Raw genomic sequence first — 16,367 nt, 5'->3', positions numbered from 1 at the left:
GGGGAGAGGGGTAAGCCCCGGGCGGTGCTATGAGACATGTAGCGACGCTTGATCAACCCAACCGAAGACGCGCTTGCAGCTTTGCTCATATTCTTCGCGATTTTCATCAGCGGAGCAAGCGGTACCCCTCTCCCCAACCCTCCCCCGCAAGGGGGGAGGGAGCCTGATCTGCGTGCTCACCTCACGTCATGCGCTGCGCTACATCGGGGCTACAATCTGATGCACACAAAAAAATCCCCGCTTGCGCGGGGATTTGTTTTTGTAGTCCAGGCTAGTTTCCCGAGTGCTTACTTGATCTGTGGCTTCGCCGACGGCCGGCGCCGATCGGCGGCGGGCTGGTAGGCGACGCGCGAGTGATGCGCGCAATAGGGCAGCCCGGCGAGCGCCTTGCCGCCGCAGAAGAAGAATTCCGGGCTCGAGGGATCGCCGACCGGCCAGTGGCAGGTGGCCTCGTTGAGCTCGAGCAGCGACAGCCGCTGGCTCATCGGCACCACGTTGTCGTAGGAGATCGGATCGGGCTCCATCTCGACCTCGAAGGCATGCGCGAGCGCGGTGTTGCCGCGCGAGACCGGGCGCGCCACCCGCATCATGTGCTGGGCGGGACGGACCTTGCGCTGCCGCGGCGCAGCCGTGGAGGGAGCCTTGGCGCGGCCGGAGAGGCCGAGCCGGTGCACTTTGCCGATCACGGCGTTTCGCGTCACATTGCCAAGTTCCGCTGCGATCTGGCTGGCCGAGAGGCCAGACTCCCAGAGCTTCTTCAGCTGCTCGACGCGATCGTCGGACCAGGTCAATACCGTCATCGCATTCTTCCTTTCGCATGGCGCCGGCCAGTCATTGGAGCGGCGCTGCGAGCCAAATCTGGACAAATATCCCTGCGGCCAGAATCCCTTAGCCCTCGCCGGGCACGGTGTTGCGCCCGAACGTTTACGCGAGACACAAAGGCTACTTAGAGGGTCCAGTACTGCCGCACGAGATGTCGTACCCGACAGGCCAAACGCTACAATATGGCGTGACTCTGGCGCAAGAGTCCGCGGCCGTGCGTCCACATGTTCCCACACAGTTAAGCATTGCAATGAGGCTTTTCCACCGCACCGGAATGCCCCGGATGGCGCTCGCTGCGCGTTGCAGGAAGGGCGGTAAAAGGGCGGCTCCTGGCGATTGACACGGTCCCGCCGCAGCATAGAATGTTGGCCACGTGCCGCCCGCAAAGGCGGCCGTTTTGTTTTCCGAAGCTGGCCGTTGCTGCGCTGGCGTCAATGCGCGCGGCAATTGTCGGCCTCAAACCGGCAGTGAACGCCATGACCAACGTCGCCTCGTCGCATCTGCTCCCCGTCTTCGCCAGGGTCGATCTCGGCTTCGAGCGCGGTGAGGGCGCCTGGCTGATCGCAACCAACGGCGACCGCTATCTCGACTTCACCTCGGGGGTCGCGGTGAACGCGCTCGGGCATGCGCATCCACATCTGGTCAAGGCGCTGCAGGAACAGGCGACCAAGCTCTGGCACATGTCGAACCTGTTCAAGAGCCCGGATGGCGAGGTGCTCGCCGCGCGGCTGTGCGAGCAGAGCTTTGCCGACTTCGTGTTCTTCTGCAATTCCGGCGCGGAAGCGATGGAGGGCGTGATCAAGCTGGTCCGCCATCATCACTTCTCCAAGGGCCATGGCGAGCGCTACCGCATCATCACCTTCGAGGGCGCGTTCCACGGCCGCACGCTGGGCACGCTGGCTGCGACCGGCTCGGCGAAATATCTCGAGGGCTTCGGCCCGCCGATCGACGGCTTCGACCAGGTGCCGCATGGCGACATCGAGGCGGTGAAGAAGGCGATCGGCCCGCACACCGCCGGCATCCTGATCGAGCCGGTGCAGGGCGAGGGCGGCGTGCGTGGCGCGCCGCAGGCCTTCTTCAAGGCGCTGCGCGCGCTGTGCGACGAGCATGGCCTGTTGCTCGCATTCGACGAGGTGCAGACCGGCATGGGACGCACCGGCGACCTGTTCGCCTACAAGCGCACGGGTGTGACGCCGGATGTGATGTCGCTGGCGAAGGCGCTCGGCGGTGGCTTCCCGATCGGCGCGGTGCTGGCGACCGCGCAGGCTGCGGCCGGCATGGCGCCGGGCTCGCATGGCTCGACCTTCGGCGGCAATCCGCTCGCGGTCGCCGCCGCCAATGCCGTGCTCGACGTCATGCTCAAGCCCGGCTTCTTCGAGCACGTGCAGAAGATGTCGCTGCTGCTGAAGCAGAAGCTCGCCTCCGTCGTCGACCGCTATCCCGGCGTGCTGTCGGAGGTGCGCGGCGAGGGCCTGTTGATCGGCGTCAAGGCCGTGGTGCCGTCGGGCGATCTGATCGCCGCGTTGCGCAGCGAGAAGCTGCTCACCGTCGGCGCCGGCGACAACGTGGTGCGGTTCCTCGCGCCGTTGATCGTGACCGAGGCCGAGATCGACCAGTCGATCACCTCGCTCGAGCGCGCCTGCGCGACATTATCGGCGGCGCAGCCGAGGAAGGCCGGATAATGAGCAAGCCGGTCCGTCACTTCCTCGACATCAACGAGCTTCCGCTCGGCGAGTTGCGCAACATGCTCTCCGCCGGAGCCGCCATGAAGGCGAAGCTGAAGGCGCACGAGAAGGGCCGGAAGCCGCTCGAGGGCAAGACGCTGGCGATGATCTTCGAGCGCCCGTCGACCCGGACCAGGGTGTCGTTCGACGTCGGCATGCGCCAGCTCGGCGGTGAATCCATCATGCTGACCGGCGCCGAGATGCAGCTCGGCCGCGGCGAGACCATCGCCGACACCGCGCGCGTGCTGTCGCGCTATGTCGATGCGATCATGATCCGCATCCTCAACCATGACGCGCTGCTCGAACTCGCCGCGCACGCCACGGTGCCGGTCATCAACGGCCTGACCCGGCGTTCGCATCCCTGCCAGGTGATGGCCGACCTCATGACCTATGAGGAAAATCGCGGCTCGATCGCGGGCAAGACCGTGGCCTGGACCGGCGACGACAACAATGTGCTGGCCTCCTGGGCGCACGCCGCCGAGCGGTTCAAGTTCCAGCTCAATGTCGCGACCCCGCCGGAGCTTGCGCCGAAGAAGCCGATGCGCGACTGGATCAAGGCGACCGGCGCGCCGATCGTGCTCGGTACCGACCCGGAAGCCGCCGTGCGCGGCGCCGACTGCGTCGTCACCGACACCTGGGTGTCGATGGGCGACAAGGAGGGCGAGCACCGCCACAACGTGCTGCAGCCCTATCAGGTCAATGCCAAGCTGATGTCGCTCGCCAAGCCGGACGCGCTGTTCATGCACTGCCTGCCCGCGCATCGCGGCGAGGAGGTCACCGACGAGGTGATCGACGGGCCGCAATCCGTGGTGTTCGACGAGGCGGAAAACCGCCTGCATGCGCAGAAGGGCATTCTGGCCTGGTGCTTTAACGAAGTCGCGTAGGGCCGCTTCAACGCTGTCGTCCCTGCGAAAGCAGGGACCCATACGCCGCGGCCCGTGGAAAGGCGCAAGGGGAGACGCCTTGTGTCGCAACAAAACCCTGTGGTTAGGGTCCCTGCTTTCGCAGGGACGACGCATCTCTGGTTTAGTGAACCCCTTTATTTCACGGTCCGAGACCCCAGATAGAGCGCCATGGTTTCACAATCCCCCGACATCAAAATCACGACCGAGGCGCCAGTTCGCGCGCCGTCTGCGGTTCCTGTCGACGATGCCGTGCTGGCCTTCGAGGTCGGCGCGCTGGACTTGCGCGGCCGGCTGACCCGGCTCGGTCCCGCGCTCGACGAGATCCTGCACAAGCACGATTACCCGCCGGCAGTCGGCAAGCTGCTCGGCGAGGCCATCGTGCTGACCACGCTGCTCGGCTCGTCGGTGAAGTTCGAGGGCCGCTTCATCCTGCAGACCCGGACCGAAGGCCCGGTCTCGCTCCTGATCGTCGATTTCCAGGCGCCCGACCGGCTGCGTGCCTATGCACGCTACGACGCGGCGCAGCTCAAGCCGGGGCAGAGCTCGGGCGAACTGCTCGGCAAGGGTCACCTTGCGATGACGATCGACCAGGGCTCGAACACCAGCCGCTACCAGGGCCTTGTCGCGCTCGACGGCGGCGGCCTGGAAGAGGCGGCCCATGAATATTTCCTGCGCTCGGAACAGATCCCGACGCGGGTGCGGCTTGCGGTCGGCGAGGAGATGCGCGGCGGCGAAGGCGGCAAGCTGCGCTGGCGCGCCGGCGGCATCCTGCTGCAATTCCTGCCCAAGTCGCCCGAGCGCGCCAAGCAGGCCGATCTGCATCCGGGCGACGCGCCCGAGGGCACGGTCACGCACTCCGTGCCTGACGACGATGCCTGGGTCGAGGGACAGTCGCTGATCTCAACCGTCGAGGATGTCGAGCTGATCGATCCCGATCTGTCCGGCGAGCGGCTGTTGTACCGCCTGTTCCACGAACGCGGCGTCCGCGTCTTCAACCCGCAACCGCTGCGCGCGCAGTGCTCCTGCTCGCGCGATGCGGTGTCGTCGATGCTGAAGAGCTTTGCGCCGAACGATCGCGCCGAGATGGTCAAGGACGGCAAGGTCGTCGTGACCTGCGAGTTCTGCTCGTCGGTCTACGAATTCACGCCGCAGGAAGCCGGCGTCGAGTAAGCGCGCGTTTCCGCACGCAGGCTTGTCCGGCGGGTCGCCGCCGGACGCTGCCGCCCGTTAAATCCGCTGGCAGGCAGCCAAACTTTGCAATGCAGCTGGACCACGCGCCAGCTCTACCCGGATGTGTGAGAGGCAATGCGCGCAAGATTCGCGCGAATGTCACTGAATGTCTTTCTCGCCTGTTGGAATTCCGCGCGCATATCGGCCTGCAATGCCGCGCTCCGCGCAAACTGGTCCCGGCAGTTGTCGAGTAACTGGATCGTTTTCAGTCTCACCGGCCGGTTTTTCGCAGCCGCGGGCAACAGCACCTCGCAAAACGGCACCAGCATCAAAACGCTTCGCTGCTCATCGGTGATCTCGAAACTGTCCGTTGCAGGATCTTGCCGAGCGCGCAGCTTTTCGAAGGCGATGTCCAGGATGGCCTGGCAGGTATCAATATAGGCTGCCTCAAGGGACGGAAACTCCGTTCCGGTTTCATCTAACGTGACGTTGCCGTGTGAGGTCAGATTGAAAAAGAATCTAGGCATTTCGGCTCTCCCCTGCGTCGAGCTGTTTCAGTCCGCTTAGGTATTGGACGTCGAACTCCGCGATCTCATGAAGACCGGCCTTGTCCCGGATCGTGAGCCGGTTCCGGCTCAGTTCGATCAAGTTCTGACTGCGCAGGACTTGCAGGGTTCGGTTCACATGGACGGTCGAAAGTCCGAGGATATCGGCGAGTTCATGCTGCGTAAGCGGGAGATCGAAGACATCCTGAGCGTTTTGATTGCCAGCTTGCAGGCGGTAAGACACTTCGCACAGCAAATGCGCCAATCTGACCGAGGCGGAGCGTCGTCCAAGCGAGACCATCCACTCCTGTTGGATGGCCGCTTGCGCAGCTGTCTCCCACCACAATGCGCGCGCGATGGTAGGCCGTTCGGAAACGAGCTGATTTAGCTTCTCGAGCGGAATTGACAACGAAGTCGCTGGAGTGAGTGCGGAGATTGCCGTCCGGGAACAAGGAAACATGAGCTCGCCCGGATTCAGCGCTTCGCCTGCGACGAAGATCGCGACAATCTGTTGGTTTCCGTCCTCCAGCGTTCTGAGAGAGCGAGCCATTCCGCTGCAAAGAATCACCAATGATGTGGTCTTCTGGCCCTCCTCGATCAGATGATCGCCCTTGGCTACGTGTCGCGGCGGTGAAGCGGCAGCCAGCAGGGCCCGTTGGTCGGATGGCGAGAGCATCAACCGCCCTGCCAGCTTGCTCAGAAGCGCTGGAGGGCTCAGCGGCATCGATGATTTGTCTCTTGTGTCAAACATGGCGAACCCAGCCGATCGGAGGTTACCAACGCACTTCCGTAGAACTCGAAAGTCTCCTTCCTGCACGTGGAGCAGGCGCTACTCGGCGAAGCGCGCAGCTATCTCGTCGGTGCGGTTGATCGAATCACGGATGACCTTTGCCTCCTGTTCGAACTCACGCACCCTGCTGGCCCAGGATTTCGCTATCTGCGTTCGGCCACCGAGACTCGCCTCGCTCGCGAGCTTCCTGGCCAGCGCAATACGTTCGTCGAGTGTCCGCAACGCGCTGCCGAGCGCCCGCCGCAGATTGTCGTCGAGGGCAAGGCTCATCAGCTCAGCCGTGTAGGCGTGGCCAACGTGGCAGCGATATCGAACCAGCTCGCCTTCGTCGATTTCCCACATGACGCCGTGGCAATCGGGGCAGGCAAGCACCGATCGCCGGCCGATGCGATCCATTTCGCTCATGCTGGCTTGTCCGCCACTTGCGACGCTGACTTCATATTCGATGGCTCCTGTGACCGGCACCGGTTGGCCTGCAGGCTGCCGCACCAGCTTCTCGAACAGCGCCGGCATACTCGCGAGACTGACCACATGATTGGGTTGCGAACGCATCAAGGCGGTGGTTGGCATTTCCGGAAAGGCGGCGTCGCCTGGGTCCTGCACCACCGTGAGGCCGCCGAATTGCTTGAGCGCCGACAGGCCGGCCGCACCGTCGCCCAGCGTACCGGTGAGGACGGCACCGACCGACCGGGGCGCGCAGCACAGGGCCGCAGAGCGGAACAACGGATCGATCGCCGGCCGGGCATTGTTCTCGCGCGGCCCCGATCCCAGTCGTAGCTGATCGCTCTCCACCAGGAGATGACGCTCGGGCGGCGCGATATAGATCCGGCTCCTTTCAAGCCTCTCGCCATCCGCGGCGAAGCTGGCCGGCAGCGGCCCCGCCTGGGTCAGAATCGCATCAAGGGTCGAGCGGAACTGGCTCGGCAGATGGATCACCACGAGAACGGAAGCCGGGAAATCAGGTGAGAATTCACCGGCAAGAAAGCGCAACGCTTCGAACCCTCCGGCGGAGGTACCTATCGCCACAATGTCGCGATTTGCCATGAAGTGCTCCATGGCCCCGAGGTGGGAACCACTGCGTGACGCGTTGGTTCCGAAATCAACCCAAATAGAAATTCACCGAGCGAAACTCGTGATAACATTATCAAAAATCCCGACCCGACCGAAATGTAAGTGAGACTGCCCTGATGGCCGATACCAGCGACGAGGAACGGGACGAAACGAGTGAGCCGAACCTCGCCAAGACGGTCGTCGTCGGGATTGGTGCCTCCGCCGGCGGCGTCCACGCATTGCAGCAACTGTTTGCCGCACTACCCGAGCAAACCGGTGCCGCCTTCGTCGTGGTGGTGCATCTCGACCCCGATCTGCGGAGCGAGATGTCGAACATCCTGGCGGCGCGCACCCATATGCCCGTCCTCCAGGTCGGAGAGCCGATCCCGCTCAAGGCGGACCACGTCTATGTGATCCCGCCCGACCGGCGGCTGCATATCACCAACGATGAAATCGCCACCGCAGAATTCGACGAGCCGCGCGGCAAGCGGGCACCCATCGACCTGTTCTTCCGCTCGCTGGCGGAACAGCATGGGGATGGTTGCGCGGTCATCCTGACCGGCGCCGGGTCCGACGGCTCGGTCGGCGTCCGGGCGGTCAAGGAATCGGGCGGCATCATCCTGGTGCAAGACCCCAACGAGGCCGAATTCCCCTCGATGCCGCGCAGCGCAATCGCAACCGGCATCGCGGATTTCGTTTTGCCGATAGGCGAAATCGCGCAACGTCTGACCGAACTGGTGCGGGAAAAAAATCATGACGGACCGGGCGGCGGACTGCGCGGCCTGGATGCGGATTTGCTGCGGCGCATTCTCGCCCATGTCCGCGTTCGCACCGGGCACGATTTCTCCAAATACAAGCGGGCGACCATCCTGCGCAGGATCGCGCGGCGCATGCAGGTCACCCGGGCGGATAGCCCCAAGGACTATTACGACGTGCTGCGTGACAATACCGATGAGGCACAGGCGCTGTTGGGTGACCTGCTGATTTCGGTAACATCGTTTTTCCGCGACAAGGAAGCGTTCCGGGCTCTTGAGCTGCAGGTCATCCCGCAGCTGTTCAACGGCAAGCTGAGCGATCGTTCGATCCGTATCTGGGTCCCCGGATGCGCCACCGGCGAGGAGGCGTATTCGATCGCCATGCTGCTGCTCGAGCAGGCCTCGCGGCAGGATATCCGGCCTACCATCCAGGTGTTCGGCTCGGATATTGACGCCCGAGCGCTCGCCATTGCGCGGGAGGGCATGTATCCGGCAGCGATCGAGACGGACGTCAGCGAGGATCGCTTGCGGCGTTTCTTTGTGAAGGACGGAGATCAATATCGCGTTCGCCAGGAACTACGCGATTTGGTGCTGTTCGCCAGTCACAGCCTGCTCAAGGATCCCCCTTTTTCGCGAATCGATCTCATCGCTTGTCGCAATCTCCTGATCTACCTGGATCGCGAATTGCAGGAACTGGCGTGCAACACGTTCCATTATGCCCTCAATCCGGATGGATTTCTCATGCTGGGCACGTCGGAAAGTGCCGACCATCCGCCCGGCCAGTTTCGCACGTTTGACCGCAAGGCGCGCATCTACCAGTCCTCGGCCAGTCCGGGCGAACTGCGCCTGTTGCCGCGCCTGCTCGGCAGCGTCGGCCTGATTCATGAGCAGGCCGCGCAGCCGATCAGGCCACCAAGCACGACGTCATTGCTCAATGAAGCTGCGGCACACCGCCAGGCACTGGAAAAGCTCGCGCCACCGAGCATTCTGGTCGATCAAGCGCATCGCGTGCTGCACATGTCCGACAATGCCGGGCGATTCCTGCAACCGTCCGGCGGCCCGCTGAGCGGCAACATCGTAGACCTGGTGCGGCCGGAACTGCGGTTCGAGCTGCGGTCAGCCCTGCATCGGGTGTTTGACAATTCGCAGCCCTGGCTCAGCCTGCCCATCCCTGTCCGCTTCAACGGTGCGCCGCATCAGGTGCTGATGCATGTGAAGCCGCTGGACGACCACGACGATCATGGGGCCGGCAGCGCCGTGGTGTTGTTCATCGAGGGCGATCGGGTTGATCACCTCGCTGAAGGGCAGCTCCCGGCGAACGATGCCACCAACGAAGTTGTCGCCCGGCTGCGCGAGGAGCTTCAGCAGACCCAGTCGCGGCTGCGGACGACCCGGGAGGAATCCGACGCCGCCAACGAGGAATTGCGCGCGGCCAACGAAGAGCTGCAATCCATCAACGAGGAATATCGGTCAACCTCCGAAGAGCTGGAGACCAGCAAGGAAGAGCTGCAATCGATCAACGAAGAATTGCAGACCGTGAACAGCGAGCTCAAGCTGAAGCTTGAAGCCGTGTCGCGCGCGCACAGCGATCTCCAGAACCTGATGGCGGCGACCGATTTCGGGATCTTGTTCCTCGACTCGAGCCTGCGCATCAAGCGTTTCACGCAGCAGGTGACTGACCTGTTCAGCATCACGCCGAGTGACGAAGGCCGCCCGATTGCGGATTTCGCGCATCGACTGGAATACCAGAACCTTGTCAACGACGCGCATGCGGTGCTCGCCAATCTTTCCCCGATCAAACATGAAATCCGCAGTCGCAACGGGCGCTGGTACGACGTTCGCCTGCGCCCCTATCGAACGGTCGACGACAAGATCGACGGGATCGTCCTCACCTTCGTCGATATGACTGACCGCCGTCATACGGAAGATGCGCTCAGGGTCAGCGAGCGCCAACTCCGGCGGCAGATGCAGCTCGTCGAGCTCTCGCGCGATCCGATATTCATCTGGGATTATGACGGCGGCATCCTCGAGTGGAATCGTGGAAGCGAGCAGCTCTATGGCTATAGCCGTGACGAGGCGGTTGGAAAACGCAAGAACCAGCTGTTGGGCACGATCGTTCCCGGAGGATCATTCGCCGAGTTGCGGAACAAGTTGCTCGATGAAGGCAACTGGACCGGCGAACTTCAACACAAGACCAAGAATGGCCGGGAATTGACGGTTGAGAGCCGCATCATCCTCGAGACGATTGACGGGCGGCGGCTCGCCCTCGAAAGCACACGCGATGTGAGCGAACGCAAGGCGTGGGAAGAGCAACAGAAATTGTTGCTGCGCGAACTGACGCACCGGGTGAAGAATACCCTGACCGTCGTGCAGTCGATTGCGCATCAGACCCGGCGCTTCAGCAAATCCTACGATGAATTCACCGAGAGACTGGATGGCCGCCTTGCGGCGTTGGCCAGGGCCCATTCGCTGCTGGTGGACTCCGACTGGATGGGGGCCGATCTCGCTACACTGGCGCGCAGACAACTTGAGCCCTACACCTCCGGCAATAACGAACGGATCAAGGTCAAGGGCGGATCAGTCTTCTTGCCTCCCGATCTGGCAACGCCATTCGGCCTGGTTTTCCATGAGCTGGCAACCAATGCGGCCAAATATGGTTCGTTCTCGCAACAAGCCGGTACCGTGGATCTGAGCTGGACATTGCGCACCCAGGGCGATCAACCGCTTCTGACGGTCATCTGGCGCGAAAGCGGCGGTCCGGCCGTCCAGCAACCGAAGACGGCCGGCTTTGGAAGCGAGCTGATTGAGAGGGCGATCCCAAATGCCGTGGTTCGCCGCGAATTCGGCGCCGACGGGATGGTCTGCACGATCGAGTTGCAGATCCCGAGAGCTGGCCTGGACGACCGCGAGCGCCTCGGCTGAGCAGAATACGCGGGTCTGCTGCCACGCCGGGCAAAAGAGGATCATTCGCGGCCGCGGCCTAATTTAGTTCAGCACCCGTTTTCCATCCGGGCTCGGGCTGTCCAGCGAGAATGTCGGCACGTCGATCTCGAAGCGCTCGCCGGCTTCGGTGACCATCTGGTAGCTGCCGGTCATGAAGCCGGAGGCGGTCGGCAGCGGCACGCCGCTCGTGTATTCGAAGCGTTCGCCGGGCGCCAGCACCGGCTGCTCGCCGACCACGCCTTCGCCACGCACCTCCTGGCGGCGGCCGGTGGCGTCGGTGATGATCCAGTGCCGTGTCCGCAGCTGCACCGTTTCCGGGCCGGAATTGACGATTACGATCTTGTACGACCAGAAATACTCGCGCCGGTCGACCGACGAGCGCTCGGGCATGAAGTTCGGCTCGACGGTGACTTCGATCTGGCGGGTAACGGCGCGGTACATACGGCTCAATCCGATGGTCGTGGTGCGTGATCTGCTTTCGACCGGATCACGCTCAATCAGGGCGCCATCATAGCCAATTGGTCAGCCGGAACCAATCGCCTGCCAGGCTGTGAAAACCCGGCCCCGTGGACGGTCCGTTCATCGCGGTTTCAACATAGTTCCGCTCTAAAGCGCGGCCGCATGTCGCCGCACTCTGCGCTTTGTCGGCAAGTCGCGGACCGATATTATCTTTTCAGCACGGCCTGCGGACGTCCGCAGCTGACACGGTGTTTGATGAGCTCGATTGCCGATCCCATAGCCGGTTCGCCGGTGGCTGACGCCAAAGCCGAGGCGAAGGTTGCAGCGGCGGCGCCCGCGATCACGCTGCCGGCGACCGGCGAGCGTGAGCTGCGGCTCGATCTGTTCCGCGGGCTCGCGCTGTGGCTGATCTTCATCGATCATCTGCCGACCAATCTTTTGACCTGGCTGACGATCCGCAATTACGGCTTCTCCGACGCCACCGAGATCTTCATCTTCATCTCCGGTTACACCGCGGCCTTCGTCTATGGCCGCGCGATGCTGGAGGGCGGCTTCGTGATCGCGACCGCGCGCATCCTGCGCCGGGTCTGGCAGATCTATGTCGCGCACGTCTTTCTGTTCACGATCTTCCTCGCCGAGATCTCCTATGTCGCGACCTCGTTCGAGAACCCGCTGTACAGCGAGGAAATGGGGATCATGGACTTCCTCAAGCAGCCCGACGTCACCATCGTGCAGGCGCTGCTGCTGCGCTTCCGCCCCGTCAACATGGACGTGCTGCCGCTCTATATCGTCCTGATGCTGTTCCTGCCGCTGATTCTGTGGCTGATGAAGTGGAAGCCCGACGTCACGCTCGGCCTGTCGGTGCTGCTCTACGCGCTGACCTGGCAGTTCGATCTTTACCTCTCGGCCTATCCGAACGGCTTCTGGGCGTTCAATCCGTTCGCCTGGCAATTGCTGTTCGTGTTCGGCGCCTGGTGCGCGCTCGGCGGCGCGCGGCGGATGTCGCGCATCCTGTCGTCGAACATCACGATGTGGATCTGCATCGCCTACCTCGTCGCCGCGTTCTTCGTGACGCTGACCTGGTACGTGCCGCAGCTCGGCCACATCATGCCGAAGGTGATCGAGCAGTGGATGTATCCGATCAACAAGACCGACCTCGACGTGTTGCGGTTCGCGCATTTCCTGGCGCTCGCAGCCCTCACGGTGCGCTTCCTGCCCCGGGATTGGCCGGGGTTGAAATCGCGCTGGCTGCGACCATTGATCCTGTGTGGCCAGCATTCGCTTGAGATATTCTGTCTCGGGGTCTTCCTCGCCTTTGCCGGACACTTCGTGCTGGCCGAAGTGTCGGGCGGTGCCGCACTGCACGCCTTGATCAGCGTCTGCGGCATCCTCATCATGTGGGGCATGGCGTGGATTATTTCGTGGTACAAGCACTCCGCCGACAAAGGCGCCTCGAAAAAAGGTGCCACCGGCAACGCCGATCTGGCGGGAGGGGGAGCATGAAGTCCGCGCGGACGATGCTGGGCCTGATGTTGCTGGCCGCCACTTTGGCGGCAGCGCCCGCGCGCGCCGGCGACAGCCCCGAGCCCGCACCACCGGCACCGCCCTGCGACGTGCCCGCCTATCTGTTGACGAGCGAGAGCTCGCTGCCGAAGGTCACCGATGTGGTGAAGGCCAATCAGCCGCTCAACGTGCTCGTGGTGGGCAGCCGCTCCTCGACCATCCCCGGCAACGAGGCGAGCGCCTATCCGGCCACGATGCAGGCGGCGCTGAAGGAGGCGTTTCCGGCGGCAACCATCGATTTATCCGTAGAATTACAGGCAAAAAGCACCGCGGAAGAGACCGCGGGAACCCTTGTTAAGCTTGTTGAGGCAAAAAAGCCTACTTTGGTTATCTGGCAGACCGGCACGGTCGATGCTATGCGAGCGGTCGATCCTGACGACTTCCGTACCGCCATCAACGAAGCTGTTGTTGCGCTGCGGGGCGCCGGGGCAGACGTGGTGCTGGTCAATCTGCAATACAGCCCGCGCACGGAGACGATGATCTCTGCACCGCCTTATCTCGACAATATCAAGGTGGTGGCGCAGCAGCACGACGTTCCGCTGTTCGACCGGTTCGCGATCATGAAGCAATGGAGCGATGCCGGATATTTTGACCTGTTCAGCACCGCGCATGGTGTCGACCTGGCCAAGAAGGTTCATGCCTGTCTCGGCCGCGCACTGGCCAAATTCGTGATCGATGCGGCCCATCTGGGCCCGGTGCAGCAGAATTAGAGGAAGCAGAGTTGATGAGTTTTGCGTTCCCTTTTTGCCTTGCCGCAGGGCCGAGCCTGCGCGCCGCAGCAGTGCTCGTGCTGCTCGCGCCGCTGTCGGTCGCGCCGTCGCGCGCGCAGACCGGCCAGGCCGACCAGCATGCGGCGCTGTCATCGGGTGCCGCCACAAAGTCCGACGCCGCACGGCCTGATGCGGGCAAGCCTGCGGCGATGGCGGCCGACGCCGCCAATCAACAACAGCCCGGCATTGCCTCCCAGGCGCTCGATAAGGTGAAGCAGGTTGCGAAGTCGGCCTCCGACATCTTCTACCGCGTGCCCTGTCATCAACCCACCGGCGTGCCGAACACCACCGGCTCGCTGCCGCATGTCGCAGCCAAGCTCGCCGCCGGCAAGCCGGTCGTCATCATCGCGTTCGGCTCGTCCTCGACCCAGGGCTATGGTTCGTCGGCGCCGGAATTCACCTATCCGAACCGGCTCGCCGCGCAGCTGCGTCGGCAATATCCGGCCGCCGACATCACCGTGCTCAACCGCGGCAAGGGCGGCGAGGACGCGCCGGAGATGATGAAGCGGCTGCAGACCGAAGTGATCGACATGCATCCGGACATGGTGATCTGGCAGGTCGGCACCAACGCGGTGCTGCGCAACCTCGATCCCGTCGAGACCGCCAAGCAGGTCGAGGACGGCGTGGCGCGCATCCAGGCCGACGGCGCCGACCTCGTGCTGGTCGATCCGCAATATTCGCCGCGCGTCACCGAGCGTCCGGAAAGCGCGCGCGGCATGGTGAAGCTGCTTGGCCGCATCGCCGCGCTGCGCCATGTCGGCATCTTCCCGCGCTTCGAGGTGATGCGTGACTGGCACGAGAAGCAGGCGATCCCGATCAACGATTTCGTCATCGCCGACGGCCTGCACATGAACGACTGGGGCTATGCCTGCTTCGCCCAGTTGCTCGGCGACGACATCATCCGCTCGGTCGGCGCGATCAAGATCGGGGTCAACGTCCCGTCGGATGTGCGGACCTACCGGCCGATGTGATCGATCTCTCGGTCCCGTCACCCTGAGGAGGCCGCGCAGCGGCCGTCTCGAAGGGTCGACGGCCCGACTGGGGCCGTGCATCCTTCGAGGCTCGCCCAGCGGCGCAATTGCGCCGCAAGGCTCGCGCCTCAGGATGACGGGACTTATAGCTTCCCCCAAGCCCCCCAGCTTGACCTCGCCGCGGTAATCCGCTCCCTTGGCGCCTGCTACCAAGCCTCAAGGGAAACGCTCATGTCTTTCGTGCTGGCCATCGATCAGGGCACCACTTCGTCGCGCGCCATGGTGTTTCGCGGCGACATCTCCATCGCCGCGGTCGCGCAGCAGGAGTTTCCGCAGCATTTCCCGGCCTCCGGCTGGGTCGAGCACGAGCCGGAGGACATCTGGACCTCGACCGTGATGGTGTGCCGCGAGGCGCTGGAGAAGGCCGGCCTGAAGGCGAAGGACATCGCCGCGATCGGCATCACCAACCAGCGCGAAACCACCGTGGTCTGGGACCGCGCCACCGGCCAGGCCGTGCACCGCGCCATCGTCTGGCAGGATCGCCGCACCGCCGACATCTGCGCCAAACTGAAAGCCGAGGGCCATGAGCCCGCGATCTCGGCCAAGACCGGTCTCATCATCGATCCCTATTTCTCGGGCACCAAGGTCGCCTGGATCCTCGATCACGTGCCGGGCGCCCGCGAACGCGCCGAGCGCGGCGAGCTCTTGTTCGGCACCGTCGACTGCTATCTCTTGTGGCGGCTCACCGGCGGCCGGGTGCACGCCACCGACGCCACCAACGCCTCGCGCACGCTGCTGTTCAACATCCACACCGGCGCCTGGGACGACGACCTCATCAACCTGTTGCGCGTGCCGCGCTCGATGCTGCCCGAGGTGAAGGATTCCTCCGCCCGGTTCGGCGAGAGCACGGCTGATCTGTTCGGCGGCCCGATCGCGATCTCGGGCATCGCCGGCGACCAGCAGGCCGCGACCATCGGCCAGGCCTGCTTCGAGCCCGGCATGATGAAGTCGACCTACGGCACCGGCTGCTTCGCGCTGCTCAACACCGGCACCACGCCGGTCGCCTCGAAGAACAAGCTGCTCACCACGATCGCCTATCAGCTCAATGGTCAGCGCACCTACGCGCTCGAAGGCTCGATCTTCGTTGCCGGCTCTGCGGTGCAGTGGCTGCGCGACGGGCTCGGCATCATCAAGCATGCCGCCGAGACCGGGCCGCTCGCCGACAAGTCCGACAGCATGCAGAGCGTCTACCTCGTGCCGGCCTTCGTCGGCATGGGTGCGCCGTACTGGAATCCGCGCGTGCGCGGCGCGCTGTTCGGGCTGACCCGCAACACCGGCCCGGCCGAGCTCGCGCATGCGACCCTGGAGAGCGTCTGCTACCAGACCTTCGACCTGTGGGCCGCGATGCGCACCGACTGGCCGGAGGCCAACGCAGCCAACACCGTGCTGCGGGTCGACGGCGGCATGACCGCATCCGACTGGACCATGCAGCGGCTCGCCGACCTGCTCAACGCGCCGGTCGACCGCCCGATGATTCAGGAGACCACGGCGTTAGGGGCGGCCTATCTCGCGGGCCTCGATGCCGGCGTCTATCCGGAGCCTGCAAAATTCGCCGACAATTGGCGGCTCGAGCATCGCTTCCGGCCGGCGATGAGCGAGGCGACCCGCGAGCGCAAGCTCGCCGGCTGGGCCCGCGCCGTGAAGGGCGTGCTGGCGAGCGACGAGGGGGAGTAGCGAACTCGTGCAGCGGGCACTTTGCCAACGCCTCTCCCGCTTGCGGGGGAGGCCGGATCACATCGAAGATGCGATCCGGGTGGGGGCTCTCTCCACGCAATGACTGGTCCCATCGCGGCGATACCCCCACCCCGGCCCTCCCCCGCAAGCGGGAGAGGGAGTACAC

General features: G+C 63.9%; 13 protein-coding genes. 8 read left to right on the top strand and 5 right to left on the bottom strand.

All coding sequences use genetic code 11. The annotated features are described in order from the left end of the window. Window positions 1–287: 287 nt before the first annotated feature. Window positions 288–800 (bottom strand): GcrA family cell cycle regulator, encoded by a 513-nt coding sequence (locus QMZ05_RS36675; RefSeq protein WP_353705182.1) that lies wholly within the window; start codon window positions 798–800, stop codon window positions 288–290. Between the two features lie 498 nt (window positions 801–1,298). Here QMZ05_RS36675 and QMZ05_RS36670 point away from each other — a divergent pair, with 498 nt between their 5' ends. The 3 genes from QMZ05_RS36670 to QMZ05_RS36660 all read left to right on the top strand — a co-directional run bounded on the left by QMZ05_RS36670 (window position 1,299) and on the right by QMZ05_RS36660 (window position 4,621). Continuing rightward, window positions 1,299–2,504: an aspartate aminotransferase family protein gene (locus QMZ05_RS36670; protein WP_353705181.1), complete on the top strand. Its 1,206-nt coding sequence runs from the start codon at window positions 1,299–1,301 to the stop codon at window positions 2,502–2,504. Further along, window positions 2,504–3,430 carry an ornithine carbamoyltransferase gene (gene argF / locus QMZ05_RS36665; RefSeq protein WP_353705180.1) on the top strand — a complete coding sequence of 309 codons (927 nt, stop codon included), beginning with the start codon at window positions 2,504–2,506 and terminating at the stop codon, window positions 3,428–3,430. Before QMZ05_RS36670 ends, argF begins: the two co-directional genes overlap by 1 nt. A 189-nt stretch (window positions 3,431–3,619) precedes the next feature. Continuing rightward, window positions 3,620–4,621, top strand: a complete 1,002-nt coding sequence (locus QMZ05_RS36660; RefSeq protein WP_353705179.1) for an Hsp33 family molecular chaperone — start codon at window positions 3,620–3,622, stop codon at window positions 4,619–4,621. Between the two features lie 113 nt (window positions 4,622–4,734). Here the strand turns inward: QMZ05_RS36660 and QMZ05_RS36655 are convergent, their stop codons facing one another. The 3 genes from QMZ05_RS36655 to QMZ05_RS36645 form a co-directional block, all read right to left on the bottom strand. Next, window positions 4,735–5,148 carry a hypothetical protein gene (locus QMZ05_RS36655; RefSeq protein WP_353705178.1) on the bottom strand — a complete coding sequence of 138 codons (414 nt, stop codon included), beginning with the start codon at window positions 5,146–5,148 and terminating at the stop codon, window positions 4,735–4,737. Further along, window positions 5,141–5,890, bottom strand: a complete 750-nt coding sequence (locus QMZ05_RS36650) for a Crp/Fnr family transcriptional regulator (protein ID WP_353705177.1) — start codon at window positions 5,888–5,890, stop codon at window positions 5,141–5,143. Before QMZ05_RS36650 ends, QMZ05_RS36655 begins: the two co-directional genes overlap by 8 nt. Window positions 5,891–5,995: 105 nt before the next feature. Next, window positions 5,996–7,000, bottom strand: coding sequence for a chemotaxis protein CheB (locus tag QMZ05_RS36645; protein ID WP_353705176.1), 1,005 nt, complete (start codon window positions 6,998–7,000; stop codon window positions 5,996–5,998). 143 nt (window positions 7,001–7,143) lie between these two features. On the opposite strand from QMZ05_RS36645, the gene QMZ05_RS36640 reads away from it, so the two are divergent. Next, window positions 7,144–10,683 carry a chemotaxis protein CheB gene (locus tag QMZ05_RS36640; protein WP_353705175.1) on the top strand — a complete coding sequence of 1,180 codons (3,540 nt, stop codon included), beginning with the start codon at window positions 7,144–7,146 and terminating at the stop codon, window positions 10,681–10,683. Between the two features lie 63 nt (window positions 10,684–10,746). Here QMZ05_RS36640 and apaG read toward each other — a convergent pair whose 3' ends face one another. Then, complete coding sequence (apaG, locus tag QMZ05_RS36635) at window positions 10,747–11,145, bottom strand: Co2+/Mg2+ efflux protein ApaG (protein WP_146988385.1); 399 nt, start codon at window positions 11,143–11,145, stop codon at window positions 10,747–10,749. 273 nt (window positions 11,146–11,418) lie between these two features. On the opposite strand from apaG, the gene QMZ05_RS36630 reads away from it, so the two are divergent. The 4 genes from QMZ05_RS36630 (at window position 11,419) to glpK (ending at window position 16,201) form a co-directional block, all read left to right on the top strand. Beyond that, window positions 11,419–12,666: an OpgC domain-containing protein gene (locus QMZ05_RS36630; protein WP_074131133.1), complete on the top strand. Its 1,248-nt coding sequence runs from the start codon at window positions 11,419–11,421 to the stop codon at window positions 12,664–12,666. Next, window positions 12,663–13,436 (top strand): SGNH/GDSL hydrolase family protein, encoded by a 774-nt coding sequence (locus QMZ05_RS36625; RefSeq protein WP_353705174.1) that lies wholly within the window; start codon window positions 12,663–12,665, stop codon window positions 13,434–13,436. Before QMZ05_RS36630 ends, QMZ05_RS36625 begins: the two co-directional genes overlap by 4 nt. A 14-nt stretch (window positions 13,437–13,450) precedes the next feature. After that, entirely contained in the window at window positions 13,451–14,467 is a 1,017-nt protein-coding gene (locus tag QMZ05_RS36620) for an SGNH/GDSL hydrolase family protein (RefSeq protein WP_353705173.1), read from the top strand. A gap of 231 nt (window positions 14,468–14,698) precedes the next feature. Then, on the top strand, window positions 14,699–16,201 hold the full coding sequence (gene glpK / locus QMZ05_RS36615) for a glycerol kinase GlpK (protein ID WP_353705172.1): 1,503 nt from the start codon (window positions 14,699–14,701) through the stop codon (window positions 16,199–16,201). Window positions 16,202–16,367 lie beyond the last annotated feature (166 nt).

This window comes from Bradyrhizobium sp. INPA03-11B (assembly GCF_040446015.1).
Lineage (GTDB): Bacteria > Pseudomonadota > Alphaproteobacteria > Rhizobiales > Xanthobacteraceae > Bradyrhizobium > Bradyrhizobium macuxiense_A.
This window is presented reverse-complemented; position numbering and strand designations above follow the sequence as displayed.

Coding starts and splice junctions, on each gene's coding strand:
- QMZ05_RS36675 (WP_353705182.1), bottom strand. CDS start 800: ATGACGGTATTGACCTGGTCCGACGATCGCGTCGAGCAGCTGAAGAAG.
- QMZ05_RS36670 (WP_353705181.1), top strand. CDS start 1,299: ATGACCAACGTCGCCTCGTCGCATCTGCTCCCCGTCTTCGCCAGGGTC.
- argF (WP_353705180.1), top strand. CDS start 2,504: ATGAGCAAGCCGGTCCGTCACTTCCTCGACATCAACGAGCTTCCGCTC.
- QMZ05_RS36660 (WP_353705179.1), top strand. CDS start 3,620: ATGGTTTCACAATCCCCCGACATCAAAATCACGACCGAGGCGCCAGTT.
- QMZ05_RS36655 (WP_353705178.1), bottom strand. CDS start 5,148: ATGCCTAGATTCTTTTTCAATCTGACCTCACACGGCAACGTCACGTTA.
- QMZ05_RS36650 (WP_353705177.1), bottom strand. CDS start 5,890: ATGCCGCTGAGCCCTCCAGCGCTTCTGAGCAAGCTGGCAGGGCGGTTG.
- QMZ05_RS36645 (WP_353705176.1), bottom strand. CDS start 7,000: ATGGCAAATCGCGACATTGTGGCGATAGGTACCTCCGCCGGAGGGTTC.
- QMZ05_RS36640 (WP_353705175.1), top strand. CDS start 7,144: ATGGCCGATACCAGCGACGAGGAACGGGACGAAACGAGTGAGCCGAAC.
- apaG (WP_146988385.1), bottom strand. CDS start 11,145: ATGTACCGCGCCGTTACCCGCCAGATCGAAGTCACCGTCGAGCCGAAC.
- QMZ05_RS36630 (WP_074131133.1), top strand. CDS start 11,419: ATGAGCTCGATTGCCGATCCCATAGCCGGTTCGCCGGTGGCTGACGCC.
- QMZ05_RS36625 (WP_353705174.1), top strand. CDS start 12,663: ATGAAGTCCGCGCGGACGATGCTGGGCCTGATGTTGCTGGCCGCCACT.
- QMZ05_RS36620 (WP_353705173.1), top strand. CDS start 13,451: ATGAGTTTTGCGTTCCCTTTTTGCCTTGCCGCAGGGCCGAGCCTGCGC.
- glpK (WP_353705172.1), top strand. CDS start 14,699: ATGTCTTTCGTGCTGGCCATCGATCAGGGCACCACTTCGTCGCGCGCC.